Annotated in this window: 13 protein-coding genes and 1 riboswitch; of the genes, 7 read left to right on the top strand and 6 right to left on the bottom strand. The window is 43.4% G+C overall.

What is annotated here, in order from left to right; all coding sequences use genetic code 11:
- Positions 1–59: 59 nt before the first annotated feature.
- Both ACSR9O_RS18950 and ACSR9O_RS18945 read right to left on the bottom strand, forming a co-directional pair.
- Positions 60–716 (bottom strand): TVP38/TMEM64 family protein, encoded by a 657-nt coding sequence (locus ACSR9O_RS18950; protein WP_137023930.1) that lies wholly within the window; start codon positions 714–716, stop codon positions 60–62.
- A 123-nt stretch (positions 717–839) separates the two neighbouring features.
- A complete protein-coding gene (locus ACSR9O_RS18945) occupies positions 840–1,325 on the bottom strand; it encodes a QueT transporter family protein (RefSeq protein ID WP_101224985.1) in 486 nt (161 codons plus the stop codon).
- Positions 1,326–1,331: 6 nt separating this feature from the next.
- A riboswitch (PreQ1 riboswitch) is annotated at positions 1,332–1,376 on the bottom strand.
- 170 nt (positions 1,377–1,546) lie between these two features.
- On the opposite strand from ACSR9O_RS18945, the gene ACSR9O_RS18940 reads away from it, so the two are divergent.
- Positions 1,547–2,068 (top strand): YbaK/EbsC family protein, encoded by a 522-nt coding sequence (locus ACSR9O_RS18940; protein ID WP_260356315.1) that lies wholly within the window; start codon positions 1,547–1,549, stop codon positions 2,066–2,068.
- Between the two features lie 135 nt (positions 2,069–2,203).
- Positions 2,204–3,016, top strand: coding sequence for a hypothetical protein (locus ACSR9O_RS18935; RefSeq protein WP_230177931.1), 813 nt, complete (start codon positions 2,204–2,206; stop codon positions 3,014–3,016).
- A gap of 81 nt (positions 3,017–3,097) precedes the next feature.
- Here the strand turns inward: ACSR9O_RS18935 and ACSR9O_RS18930 are convergent, their stop codons facing one another.
- On the bottom strand, positions 3,098–3,394 hold the full coding sequence (locus ACSR9O_RS18930) for a DUF3892 domain-containing protein (protein WP_260356320.1): 297 nt from the start codon (positions 3,392–3,394) through the stop codon (positions 3,098–3,100).
- A 299-nt stretch (positions 3,395–3,693) separates the two neighbouring features.
- Between ACSR9O_RS18930 and adhP the strand changes: the two genes are divergently transcribed.
- Positions 3,694–4,707, top strand: a complete 1,014-nt coding sequence (gene adhP / locus ACSR9O_RS18925; RefSeq protein ID WP_402944799.1) for an alcohol dehydrogenase AdhP — start codon at positions 3,694–3,696, stop codon at positions 4,705–4,707.
- A gap of 42 nt (positions 4,708–4,749) precedes the next feature.
- Here the strand turns inward: adhP and ACSR9O_RS18920 are convergent, their stop codons facing one another.
- The 3 genes from ACSR9O_RS18920 to ACSR9O_RS18910 are packed head-to-tail and all read right to left on the bottom strand — an operon-like array spanning position 4,750 to position 8,959.
- Positions 4,750–6,180, bottom strand: coding sequence for a sigma-54-dependent transcriptional regulator (locus tag ACSR9O_RS18920; RefSeq protein ID WP_491724911.1), 1,431 nt, complete (start codon positions 6,178–6,180; stop codon positions 4,750–4,752).
- A 4-nt stretch (positions 6,181–6,184) separates the two neighbouring features.
- Positions 6,185–7,798, bottom strand: coding sequence for a sensor histidine kinase (locus tag ACSR9O_RS18915; protein WP_260356325.1), 1,614 nt, complete (start codon positions 7,796–7,798; stop codon positions 6,185–6,187).
- A 12-nt stretch (positions 7,799–7,810) separates the two neighbouring features.
- Positions 7,811–8,959, bottom strand: coding sequence for an iron-containing alcohol dehydrogenase (locus ACSR9O_RS18910; RefSeq protein WP_230177928.1), 1,149 nt, complete (start codon positions 8,957–8,959; stop codon positions 7,811–7,813).
- Positions 8,960–9,230: 271 nt separating this feature from the next.
- Between ACSR9O_RS18910 and ACSR9O_RS18905 the strand changes: the two genes are divergently transcribed.
- From ACSR9O_RS18905 to ACSR9O_RS18890, 4 genes are all read left to right on the top strand, one after another.
- The gene (locus ACSR9O_RS18905; protein WP_491724910.1) at positions 9,231–10,634 is read left to right on the top strand and encodes a M28 family peptidase; all 1,404 of its coding nucleotides are present in this window, start codon (positions 9,231–9,233) and stop codon (positions 10,632–10,634) included.
- Between the two features lie 235 nt (positions 10,635–10,869).
- Entirely contained in the window at positions 10,870–11,295 is a 426-nt protein-coding gene (locus ACSR9O_RS18900) for a DUF5082 domain-containing protein (protein ID WP_260356335.1), read from the top strand.
- Complete coding sequence (locus tag ACSR9O_RS18895; RefSeq protein WP_034306007.1) at positions 11,295–11,582, top strand: YwqI/YxiC family protein; 288 nt, start codon at positions 11,295–11,297, stop codon at positions 11,580–11,582. The genes ACSR9O_RS18900 and ACSR9O_RS18895 overlap by 1 nt, the downstream gene beginning before the upstream one ends.
- Complete coding sequence (locus tag ACSR9O_RS18890; protein ID WP_491724909.1) at positions 11,579–13,732, top strand: ADP-ribosyltransferase; 2,154 nt, start codon at positions 11,579–11,581, stop codon at positions 13,730–13,732. Before ACSR9O_RS18895 ends, ACSR9O_RS18890 begins: the two co-directional genes overlap by 4 nt.
- Positions 13,733–13,738 lie beyond the last annotated feature (6 nt).

The raw sequence follows: 13,738 nt of genomic DNA, 5'->3' as shown, positions 1-13,738 counted from the left end.
CAAACTATCGAAAAAAAATATATGCAGAATCCTAAATAAAAAAACAGGGGCCAATGTGGTCACCTGTTTTTTCTGAAGAAGGTAAGTTTCTTTTTCTTTTTTGCACGCTTATAGATAATGAAAAATAGTAAGAAGAGGAGTGCGAGTGCAGCTAGCGTATATTGGTTCATTTCAACAGATAGCAGTCCATAGGGAATCAGCGATAGGAAGAAAAAGTATATAAGGTTGCCAAGCGCCGTCGCTAATAAAAAATCCTTGAACGTGACAGTGCTGACTCCAGCTGCCAAGTTAATTAAGCTTGTTGGGATAAGCGGGAAAATCCTTCCTGTAAAAACGTACATGAAGCCATGCTCCACAACGGTTTCCTGCCATTTTTCACCAATCTTCTTTAAGAGAAGCTCCTGAAACCAGTTTCTTGCTGCATAAAAAATGAATCCTGAGGCAACAACACTTGTAAACCAACTCCATAGATAGCCATATATGAATCCGAATATCGTGACATTGATAGTCAGGAGCAAAATTAAGGGGATGATTGTAAAAGAATTTTGTACAAACATCAATACGAATGTCACAATAAATGTAAGCAGAAGGTTTTCCTTCAATATACCAATAACAGAATCCAGGTCACTTTTCCAAACCAAAGTGAACAGCTCAGCATTAGAGTATATAAATATTGCGATTACAAGGAGACCTATTATGGTCAGGACTTTTTTCAATGGGCCACCACCATTCTTACTAATAGTTTATCATTTTCGAGTTCATTGGTGAAAAAAAAGAGCTGCCGCATCATGCAGACAGCTCTTTTCCATTATAGTGGCCTAACGGCGCGAAGATTCCTTTTAAAGCCACTTTTCAAACTGAATTCTTTTGTTCATTCCATAAATGATTGGCGCTCCGATCAGGAGGACGACGAACTCACCGACAGCTGTAGTCATCCAGCTTAGCCAGAATGGCAAGCCAAAGGCAAGGTTCAGTTCAATTGCAATTAAAAACATTGTGAACGTGAAAAAGATAATCGTGGCGATCATCCGTCCTTTAATGCCTTTTATGAAACGAGAAATATAAATGACAAGCAATAAGGCGAGCAGGGATTGCCCCACCCCAAAAATCAAATCATATGGCACCATCGGCGAAAAGAGCAGATTCGATATGAAGACCCCGCCAACGATACCGTAGATATACTTTTTATTGAATACAATCAGATGATTCAACATTTCCGGTACACGGAATTGGAACATCTCAAAAGCTATTGGTTTAAACACCAATGAGACCGCCACATACAAGGCAGCCAATAACCCGTTTATCACGAGTGTACGAACATTCATTTTACTCTCTCCCTAGTTTTTTATCGTGGGATGGTTACGAACCACGTGTAGGCGTTTACCCGATTATTAATAGTATCCCATGTACGCTTGTTTCGTCAATTTGTAAAGAATGGTTTTAATTTATTAGTTTCCAAGCAGTAGAAGTGGCACAATAGGATTTTGATTTATTGCAATGAAGGATGATATTATTTCAATATGTACGTAAAAGGAGTGAATATAAAATGTCAATCGAGAGTGTCAAAAGCCATTTTAAACAATGGAATCGGGAAGGCGACGTAAAGGAGTTCGAAACATCGAGTGCTACGGTGATTGAGGCAGCGGAAACCATCGGTGTTATCCCAGCGCGGATTGCTAAGACTCTTTCCTTTAAAGGGGAAGGTGAACACGCGATTTTGGTAGTTGCCGCAGGGGACGCCAAAGTGGATAATAAGAAATTTCGTCAGACATTCGGCTTCAAGGCACGAATGCTTTCGCCTGAAGAAGTGCTTGCACAGACCGGCCATGCAATCGGAGGCGTTTGCCCGTTTGGTCTGGCAAACGATTTAGCTGTTTTTCTTGATGTATCGATGAAGCGCTTCGAGTCATTGTTCCCGGCTTGCGGCAGTGCGAACTCTGCAATAGAACTTACACTCGCTGAATTGTTTGAATATTCAGGTGCGAAGGAGTGGGTGGATGTTTGTAAGGGTTGGGAAGAAAAGGAGAATGAGGAAACGGCGGTAGGCAATACAGTTGATGTCATTTGATTAATGTGTCAAAAAATTAGATTCACATGATTGGGATTGAGTCCACTGCAGTGGACTTTATTTGTGGGGGCCGCATGCATTTCCATGATTAAAGCGGAAAACGGGCAGAAAGTGTTCCTGAGCGGAGGTTGAAAGATGTTAAATGGAAGCGAAAGAAAAAGCAATAGCAGCTATCTTAGTCTTAAAACTCTTTATGAAGAAAATATAACGGTTAAGAGCATTGCCCAGGAGCTTGAGTTTTGCCATAAAAATGATCAGGCGCTGGATATTCAGAAAGCATTGGAGAAAAAGAATTTTGATATATTGGCTGTCCAAGATCAAGGGGAAATCATCGGGTATATCGAAAGGGACGAACTAGGTGAAGGAAGTATTTCTGAATATATGAGAAACTTTTCACCAAGGGAAATGGTTTCGGATTCAACTCCTTTGATCCAGCTTCTCCATATTTTCAAGAATAAAACAAGGGTGTTCGTCTTGGAGAATAATTCAATTAAAATGCTGATTACCCATGCCGACCTTCAAAAGCCTCCGATCAGGATGCTGATATTCGGATATATTACCTTATTGGAAATGAGGATGAGCGATATCATCCTGGATAGATTCGGCGATGGCAGCTGGTATCCAATGATCAGCGAAGACCGTTTAGAAAAGGCAACCGAATTATATAGAAGGAGAATCGATAAAAATGAGGATATCAATATAATAGAGTGCCTGCAAATCAGTGATAAATTCGATATTATACATAAAGATAAAGAATTGAGGTGCTTCTTCCAAATCCCTTCGAAAAGTAAAGGGAAGAAGGATGCGAATGCCATCCGGAAATTACGGGATAAGATTTCCCATGCTAATGAACTGGGTCTGGACATGTCATGGATGGAAATCATCGAGGTTGTCGAGTCCTGCGGCCGACTGCTCGAAATCTCTGAATCCTATCCTTACGAAAAATAAGATCCGGCTAATCATGCTGGTTCTTTTTTAGTTCATCCAGACAGAAAAAAACTGCCCATATCAGGCAGTCTCCCCGAAATATCAAAAATCCGGCAGTTGATCCAGGTTATTTTCCTTTATCCCATCGGGCTCACTCCGCAATATGTCACGTCCATATTTATGAAAGACGTCAACATTGGCCAGGTTGCCCGCCTTTGCTTCCGCAAGGGCTGTGGGGTAGTCGAGTTCGCGGCCGGAGTTCGTCTTGATGGCGATAATATTGTCCTCTTCATTTTTCCTTACGGCGATGATTTCTTCTTTTCCTGCTGAATCAGGTTGGTTTGCTTGCGGTGTTCCCTGCTGTTTATATGATTCATAGGCTTTTTCAAATTGGTCCATGTTTTAGACACCTCCTATTTATAGGGTGAGCCATTTTTTCTGCAATATACAAACCGGATTTCGTCCAACTTGAGCCGTTAATTCGTCCAAATGGGCCGATTTTTCGGCACTTTTTTTTGTGATTGCTGTCTTATTGGCCTTTTTGCAGTGGCATGGCACTTGCATCTATTTTAAGTAGTGCAGTAGTGCAAATTTAAGTAGTAGCAAGAAATAATATCCACTGAATTAAGGGAGGAATATGAATCATGAATGTAAAACAAGGGGCAAGCACTGTAAATGCAAAACAACAGGTCAAGACAATGAAAGCGGCGGTCGTCAATGAATTTAACCAAAAACTTGAGGTTAAAGAAGTACCCATTCCGAAATTGGAGTATGGTGAGATATTAGTGAAAATTAAAGCCTGTGGCGTGTGTCATACCGATCTACATGCGGTACATGGTGATTGGCCGGTAAAACCCAAGCTTCCGCTTATCCCCGGACATGAGGGTGTGGGCATTATAGAAAAGGTGGCAGAAGGCGTAACTTCCTTGAAAGTGGGTGACCGTGTTGGGATCCCTTGGCTTTATTCAGCCTGTGGCGATTGTGAATATTGTCTGACCGGCAGGGAAACGCTTTGCTTGGATCAATTGAATGCAGGCTATTCCGTGGACGGCGGGTATGCGGAATATTGTAAAGCACCTGCCAAATATGTGGTGAAGGTTCCTGAAGGGCTTGACTTTGCGGAGGTATCACCGATTTTCTGTGCAGGTGTAACGACGTATAAAGCGCTTAAGGTATCAGAAGCAAAACCTGGTGATTGGGTAGCGGTTTATGGAATTGGCGGATTGGGACATGTTGCCCTGCAATACGCGAAAGCGATGGGCTTTAATGTCATTGCTGTCGATATTCAAGATGATAAGCTTGATCTGGCGACGGAACTGGGGGCGGATTACACGGTTAATGGGCTTAAGACCGATCCTGTACAGGCCATAAAGGATAAAGTTGGCGGTGTGCAGGCATCCATTTCTGTAGCGGTTACGAAAAAAGCATTCGAACAGGCTTACAGTTCTGTCAAGAGGGGAGGCACACTTGTCGTAGTCGGATTGCCGAATGATGAACTTCCAATCCCGATTTTTGATACAGTGTTAAATGGGGTAACTGTAAAAGGGTCCATCGTCGGGACGAGAAAAGATCTACAGGAAGCTGTTCAATTTGCGGCTGAGGGTAAAGTCAGAACGAATATTGAAACAAGAAAGCTTGATGAAATCAATGACGTGTTTTCAATGATGGAAAAGGGAGAAATCAACGGACGCATCGTATTGACGCTAGAATAGTAACAGAGGAGGAAGCCCTGGAACGGGGCATCCTCCTTTTTATTATGTCTGGCTTTTCTCATTTAATATATAGCGCAATTTCCTTATGGATATTTGCAAGCGTTTGGCAGCTTCATTCCGGTTGCCGTAGGTTTTTTGCAGTGCTTGCATGACGAGCTCCTTTCCAATTGTCGATTGAAGCTGTTTGATTTCCGTAAGGATTTCTTCAAGCATCAGTTCATCCTTCTCATTAAAATCGGCCACCAGTCTTTTTCGCCACTCTTCAAGAAGGTTTTCTGTTGACTGAATCTCATTAAGGGACACATTTTTGTCAGTGGTGATCTGGCTGTTGGATAGAGAGATATCATTGGCGGTTATTACCGACTTATTGTCTGCAAGAGTTAGCGTGCGCATGACCACATTAGAAAGTTCGCGTATGTTGCCTGGCCAGTTGTATTGCTGTAATTTTTCAATGGCTTCATTGGAAAAAGAAATATCTCCATGACCATTTCTCTCAATCAAGTGACGGACAAGCAAGGGAATATCCTCTTTTCGGTTCCTTAATGGCGGGATATCCAGAGTCACGACGTTCAGTCGGTAAAATAGGTCTTCCCGAAATTTATTCTTGTCCACGGCCTGCTGCAGGTTTTCATTGGAGGCTGCCACTAACCGGGCGTTCGTCCGTAATGTCCCGCTGCTGCCAACCCGCATGAATTCCCGCGTTTCCAAAACCCGAAGCAATTTGACCTGAATGGCGGGACTCGCATCCGCAATTTCATCAAGGAAAAGCGTCCCGTTCCCTGCAATTTCGAAAAAACCCTTTCGCAGCTGGGTCGCTCCGGTGAAAGCGCCCTTTTCATGACCGAATAATTCGCTTTCAAGCAGGGATTCAGAGATCGCTCCGCAATTGATGCCGATAAAAGGTTCATGGTTCCGGGGGCTGGCAATGTGGATGAAGCGGGAAAGCACTTCTTTACCGCTTCCAGTTTCTCCTTCAATTAATACATTGACGGATTTTTGGGCCACCTTGAAAGCCGTTTCAATCAAATTCTTCATTAAAGGACTTTCACCGACAATGAGTCCTGAATCCTCGGCTAGCTTATGAATGAAATGCTGATTCAAAGCTTCATTTTCATTTAATAGGTTGTCAATCTGCCTTTCCAGTACTTCAATATCCACGAAGGGTTTTTCCATGTAATCACTCGCGCCGAGCTTCATTGCATCAACAGCGGTCTTGACGGTGCTGTATCCGGTCATGATCAGTACCTTGCAACGCGGCTGCAGTTGTTTTAGATGCTGCAGGAGGGAAAGTCCATCACAATCCGGAAGCTTCAAATCTATCATTGCGACATCAAAACGCTGCTGATTCCAATCGATCTCATGAAACTCCTTGCCGCTATTCACAACTTGTACGAGGTAACCTTTCATCGTAAAAAGGCGGGATAGAAAAGTCCCAACCTCTTTCTCATCGTCTACCACAAGTAAATGAACCACCTTATCATCCCCTTTCCTCTCCTTGTAAGGGAAGCCTCAGGAAAAAAGTGCTTCCTTGTCCTGGCGTGCTCAATACGTCGATCTTTCCGCCATGGTCTTTGGCGATGCCGAGGCTTACAGACAGCCCCAAACCTGTACCTTTTTCACGGTCTTTAGTCGTATGAAAGGGATGGAATATGAAGGGCAGGCGTTCTTTTTCAATCCCCGTTCCGTTATCAGTCACCTGAACCACCATGAACTTGTTTTCTGTATAGGTAGTGATCGCAATTGATTTTTCCGTTTGGGCGGACTCATCCAATGCGTCCTTGGCATTCAATAGCAAGTTGATGATGATCTGTTCTATCTGCGGCTGGCTGCCCTTTATGAAAGGAAGGTCTTCCTGAAGGGTAAGATGGAGGGAGATTTGCTTCTTCCCAAGTTGGAACTTCAATAGGTTCAGAACCTGGTGAATGGCTTCGTTAATAGAGTAATAGTGAAATCTATACTCATCCTGCCTTGAAAAGGTAAGCAGGCTTTTCACTATTTGCCTGCATCGGTCTCCGCAAATCTTGATATCGTCCAATAGCATATAATCCAGATTGTCCTGTGGGGTTTTCCGTAGTAAAATTTGCGAGTTACCAAGAATGGCCGTTAATGGGCTATTCAATTCATGGGCAATCCCTGCTGCCATTTCACCAATCGCCCCAAGTTTCCCGGCATGCAATAGCTGGACTTCCATCTGTCTTCTTTCGGTGACATTTTTATAATAAGCAATGACCCCATATACTTGATGCTCCTTATTCTGAATCGGGTAAGCATGCATTTCTAAGATGGTATCATGATGAAGGAGAATTTCCTGAAACCCTGGCTTATTACACGTAAAGGTATCTTGAATCAAAGATTGGGATTTTACAATTAAAGCAAGCAGGTCGGAAAAGTCCCTGGCTGAATCATTGGATTGATAGACCGTTCCTTTGTGATCAAAGACGATGATCATATCCTCAACTGCCTTGAATGTATCCTCCCACTCCTGTTTGGAATGAAGAATTTCCTTATAAAGCTGGGCATTCTCCAAAGTTAACGCAAGCTGGTTGGATAGTTGCTCAAGAAATTCGAGTTCATCTTCATGCCATGTTTTCTTTTTCTTCCTGCCGAAAGTCCAAATTCCGATTTTTTTACTTTTTCCGTATAAAGGGACTAATAGAAGTGATTCGATTTCAAGGGATAATAGACGTTCCTTTTCTGGGAATTCCGGTAACCGTTTAACTTCCACCTGAATCGGCTGTTTGTCCTTCAAGGCGGATGAGAAATCCTGAAAAGGGTGTAACAAGTTTTTGGGATCCAGCTCAAGTTCGCAGTGACCATTAGGGCAGATGTGGAGCAGGGCAGGTTCTTCCTCATACAATATGACAAAATGACTGTCATCGAAGGTAATGAGCTGCTTAAGTTTTGCAATAACATTTCGGAGAATCTCTTGGATGTCGATGTCCATATTCATATTTTTAGTGATGTCATTCATGATTTCAAGCTGCATATTTTTCTTCTTCAGCTGATCCACGGTTTTCTTAAGTTCCGTGTAATACGTTTTCTTTGAAGATTTAACGCCTGTCATTAAATCTATCATTTCAAGTTTGTTCATGCTTTTCACCTCTTATAGGGCTGTAAGAAGCAGCTGATTTATCTGTTCTAATGACATATCACGAGGATTTGTGATCATGCAGGCATCCTCAAGAGCGGTCATCCCAATGGGATCTATCATTTCTTTCGTAATGCCGACATCACTTAAACTCTTGGGAGCCCCTATATCCTGAGATAATTCCCTTACAAAGCTAATGGCTGCCATTCCTGCTTGCTGCTCGGTCAATGCCCGTGTATCGATGCCCATGATGTCGGCAATCTCGCTGAATCGCCTTGGTGAGGCAATTCGATTGAAATCCATGACATGGGGAAGGAGTATCGCATTGATTTCACCATGTGGAAGGAGGTACTTGCCGCCTAGGGCATGTGAAATGGCATGGGCAGCTCCCAAAATGGCATTGGAAAAAGCCAGTCCAGCCTGCAGGCTCGCCATCGCCATCGCTTTTTTTGCTTCCTCATTATGCCTGGATGCTACAGAGGGGCGTAAGTGGCGGGAAACGATGGAAAGCGCGTTTTTAGCTTGTACATCTGTCAAAGGTGTCGCAGCGATTGAAACATAGGATTCAATGGCGTGTGTTAAAACATCCATTCCCGTAGCTGCTGTCAAATCCGGTCCCAAGGTGGTTAAGGTACCAGGATCGACTATTGCAATATCGGGAACGAGTGATTTTGAAATGATCGTCATTTTTTTCTCGCGGAATGAATCGACGATCACCGAAAACTGGGATACTTCCGAACCCGATCCTGCAGTGGTCATGATCATCACCATGGGCGGGAGGGGAGAGTGGACTTTATCAACACCTTCATAATCACTGATGATGCCGCCATTCGTTACTAAAAGGGCAACCCCTTTGGCAACATCCAAAGCACTGCCTCCACCCAACCCGATGATGGCATCACATTCTTGTTCTTTAAATGCCAAACAGCCGGCCTCGATCTCCCTGTCCTTCGGATTGGTCGTCATTTCAATGAAGGTAGCAAAAGCAAGTCCTGCATCTTGGCAGGATTCAATGACTTTATCTAACCAGCCAGCATTGGCCACCCCGGAATCGCTTACGATCAGCGCCTTTTTGGCACCCAGCCGCAAGCAGGCCTCGCCAGCTTGTTCAATCGAACCTTTTCCAAAAATCACTTCCGGCATCACGAATTTAGTTATCGACATCTTTGCGCCTTCTCCCTGTAGAAATTCTATCTCTTCTGTATTATTTTCCCGAAAAAGAGCGAAAATCCTGTTTGGATTACAAGTATTTTTATATAATATGACAAAATATCGATTGATATAGAACTTTCGGCACGAATCAAACCTCCTGTTAATTTCTTGAATTTGTAAATTAGGTACTTTAGACATGCATGAATAGGGATAAACCTACCTAGTTAGTATTTTCTATATATTGTAAAATTATGGAGGAATCTATTAAACTGGGAGGCAATCTATGAAAAAACAATTTCTGTCGGTAACCTTAATCGCAGCATTGACACTCGGGACAGCCGGGACAACAACCGCATTAGCAGCGCCACATTCATCGCCGGTGCTATCCGCGCCATCCACGGACAAGCAAGTCATTAAAAGAATAGATGCCGATAAAATCTACAAGATTATTGAATACCTCTCACAAACACCTCGGGTGGCCGGTTCGGATTCTGAGTATAAAGCCGTCCAATTCATCAAAAAGCAGTTCAAATCTTATGGCTATAAAGCCGATATTGAAGAGTTCAATTTTTTATCTTATACAGATCCAAATCTGGTCGAGCTATCCGTTGCTGGATTCGATGGGGAAATCCAAGCGAACCATTTAACCTATTCAGTTAATGGGGACCTATCCGGTGAAGTGGTATATGCCGGTTTAGGAACGAAAGAAGAGTTTGGGGAAATCGATGTTGCAGGGAAGATTGCCCTTATACAAAGAGGCAGCCTCACTTTTGCAGAGAAAGTATTGAATGCAGCAGAAAAAGGGGCAGCGGGAGTCATCCTATTCAATAATGCAGAAGGGGAATTAAACGGGACACTCGGAGAGGATAATGACAAGTATATTCCATCCGTCACGATAACCAAAAAGGATGGAGAAGCACTTCTGGAAAAACTGAATGCTGGAGTTAAATTGACAGCATCATTAAAAATTGAAGGAGCTTATTCTGGAGAAAAAACCTCTTATAATGTAGTGGCTACGAAAAAGGCAACAAAGAGCAATAAAGCAAAAAAGAACGATATCATTTATATTACTGGCCATCATGATTCCGTCGCAGGAGCACCCGGAGCGAATGATGATGCATCAGGAACATCCGTCACCCTTGAACTTGCACGTGTTCTGAAGAATCTTCCTACAGATACGGAAATTCGTTTCGTCACCTTTGGGGCAGAGGAAAATGGATTGCTGGGTTCACAGCATTATGTGAGCAATCTCCCTGATGATGATATCAAGCGGACCATTGCCAACTTCAATCTCGATATGGTGGGAAGCAAGGATGCCGGAGATTTGGTCATTTTGACTAATGATGGAGAAATGAACCTTGTAACCGAGCTGGCCCAGGCATCAAGTACAAGATTGAATGGTGAGCCGACTCCATATGGACAAGGCGGGAGAAGTGACCATGTATCCTTTGCTGAGGCTGGGATACCCGCTGCTTTATTCATCCACAGTCCATCAGAGCCTTGGTATCATACTCCTGATGATACCATTGATAAAATCTCAAAAGAAAAGCTTCAGGATGTTGCTGAAATTGTCGGTACCGCTGTATATGACCAAGCTAAAATCGAAGCTAAAAAACCTGATCTCAATCATAAAAAAGGGAAAAAGGTGAAAGTTCCGCATTTATTTGACGAAAAGGAATTCAAATAATGCTGTAAATATTCAGAGGGTGCAGCCTGCACTCTCTTTTTATGTTTAAAAATGGAAAATCAGGGATGAAAAGTCTAATCTGGAATTGGTGCGTGTGGGATGAATTCCCTAAACACCTAGCATAAATAGCTTATTTGTCCCTATTTAACTCTAAGACTATAATCCTTATAATAAAAATTATGAAAAATATGACAGTCTACATAATGAGAATAGTATGTTTGAGGTGATTTTTTAAGTGTATGCAAATTCATTGAGTGAAATACACTCAGCCCTTTCCAGTAAAATGTCCGATGTGAATGAAAAAATCAACCGTTTGGAGCATGCAAAAAGTCAAATCAAAGTAGAACAGAATGCTTGTCTTGGGGAAATAGCTAAAATTAAAAATCCGGACTTGGCAAAAAACTGGACGGGAAACCGTGCAGAAGACTTTCAAGATGCCCGTATTGATGCATACAAGGCAATGTCAACGATCATTCATGATGATTATGACGACTATCAAGAGAAAATCGACGGTAAAATCATGATACTTAATATAGAGAAAAAGACTCTGAGTGCAGCAGGTACGATAGCACATGAAGCGGATGTTCTTTTAGGCAAAGGAGAAGCCGTCATAGATCAATTGGAAAGCAAAATATCATATTTAAAAGGGTGGTTGTTTTAATGACGACAATCAAACTGAATCATCCTGCCGTAACGAAGCAAGTCGATCAGGTGAAGACGGCACTTGGTACAGTCACGCTTGGAAATTTGCCGGCAGGCGAGCTTGGCAATAATAAATTGGAATTCACCTCGAAATGGATCGACCGCGAAACGAACCTGGAGAAGGTCTTCGAGCAATATATCAAAATCGTCCAGAAAAATGTGGAAGATACCCGTGCCAACATTGACTTATTAAAAGAACAGGATGAAGCCATCGCCCATACGTCTTCACATGGGTATCAGCGATGAAGATATATGAAGCCGAGACATTGACGGCCGCAACCAAGTCGCGCGCCAAGCAATATGAAGAACTAAAGAAGGAAGTCACAGCCCTGAAAAAGGAATTTCAGGGCATCGTCGGCCTGGATAACGAGTTTCAGGGAGCCGGTGCTGCCGCCATCAAAAGCTTCTATGAAGCGCAAATCGAGGTGGCGGACGCCTGGATGGAGCTATTCACGACCCAAATCAGTTTTTTGGAAGGCATACCGGCCACCCTGGAAGAGGCGGGCCTCTCCGGAAATACGGTGGTCGAGGTTCCCTTTTTAGACGGCGAAGTGTCGAACGGCATCAACCAAGCGAAATCGCTTGTCGATGAACAAGCGAACGATCTCCAAAGAATCCTGAACAGCATTGACGATATCCTGCCTCTTGATATGTTCGATCAAAAGGACTTTAATGAAAAAATCACGCTGGCCGGACATAGACTGGATGACACCGTGACAAAGGTCGAGAATGTCGACCGGCAATTGGTCGAGGAATATGATGTGTCCGTCGGGCAGGAAAACGTGGCCGTTGGCCTCTTCCGTGCCTTGCTTGATGCCACCAAACAGGACGGCCACGTTTCGCCGATGACATTCAACCAATCGGCATTCAAGAACAGTGACGTCTATCAAGTGAAGGATGAAGTCGCCGGTCAGATGAAAGATTATCAAACCTTCAAAAAGCAGCAAGCCGAAGCCCGGAAAATCGAACAGGAAATGGAAGAACTCGAAAACCGGCCATGGTACGAAAAAGCCTGGGATACGACAAAAACCTTTACAGGGGAATTCACGGGATATTATGATTCTATCAGGGCCTCAACCGGAGTCGATCCAGTAACAGGGCGCAAGCTGTCCGATGCCGAACGAATCGCCGCCGGCGCCATGGCAGCCGCTGGATTCATCCCCGTCGTCGGCTGGGCCGGCAGGGCCATCAAGGGCGGCAGCGCCATCTACAAAACGGCCAAAGGACTTAACGCAGCGAACCACGCGCTCGATGCCTATAAAACGACAAAAGGCTTTAGCCTCCTCCAGAAAACCGAATACGGGATATACGGACTCCTCGCAGCCAACGGCCTTGGTGAAGCGGCCACAGGTAAAGACATGTTCGGCAACCAGCTAACCGAGGAACAGCGCCAGAACGGGCTGTTGATGGCACTTGGCATCGGCGGTGTGGCAGGTGCGGCAAAGGTCGCTGATAAAGTAGCGAGTGGTACAAAGTTCGTCCCTTACAGCAAGGAATTTGCACAAAATCAGGTTCAGAAGGTTCAAGCCATCATCAGCGGTATGGGCAAAGCCACATATGAAAATGTGATAAAGGTGGGCAAAGCCACCGGGCAGGTTGCTAAAACAACCGGCCGCTTCATTGCCAATGAAACAAAAACCTTTAAGGATATTGCCGTTTCCCATGGGAAAGCGGCTGGCCGGGCTATAGGTGAAATCAAAATGCCTGTTCTCAGACCGTCCCTTCAACCTGCTGGGCATAATATGGTTGGACTTGAAACCGATTCAGTAAAAGTGAAGGAGCTCGTGCAGAAATTTAGTGTTAGAGGTGGGGCCAGTGAAGCAACCCCTACATTTAGTAATATACCCGAAGCTCATGAATGGGGAGAAGCGTACTACTCTAAGTGGTTAGATTCCTTGACCGAAAGAGAAAAGGTAGCTATTAAACAATACACGGGAAATGATTACCAATATATTAATAAATATTTGAGAGGAATTGAAAATTCTTTATATGGAATAGATAAGCAGGTTATTGATGATATTAAAAGTGGCCTGAATAAAGCAGCAGTTCCACATGATATGCAGGTCTTTAGAGGAACTGACCTCACGCCATTAGAAAGTATTTTAAAAATAGACGACCATGGTAATATAGATTTGGGTTCATTAATAGGAAAGACTTTTAAGGATGAAGCATTTGTGAGTACTGCGATTGTAAAAGAGTCATCATTTGATTATAAACAGGTTTCTTGGACTATAAATGTTCCAAAAGGAGCGAACGCTGCTTATGTTGGGAAAATTAGTGAATTTCCTGATGAGGCCGAGTTACTTTTAAATGCTGGTCAAGAATTACTTATCAAAGAAGCCAATGAGGATGCGTATGGTAAGCTGCATCTTGTATTAGACTTAAATAAAAAGTAGGTGTAA

This window comes from Peribacillus sp. B65, from assembly GCF_058513295.1.
Note: the sequence above shows the minus strand (reverse complement) of the source record. Positions and strands in the feature narration are given on the sequence as shown.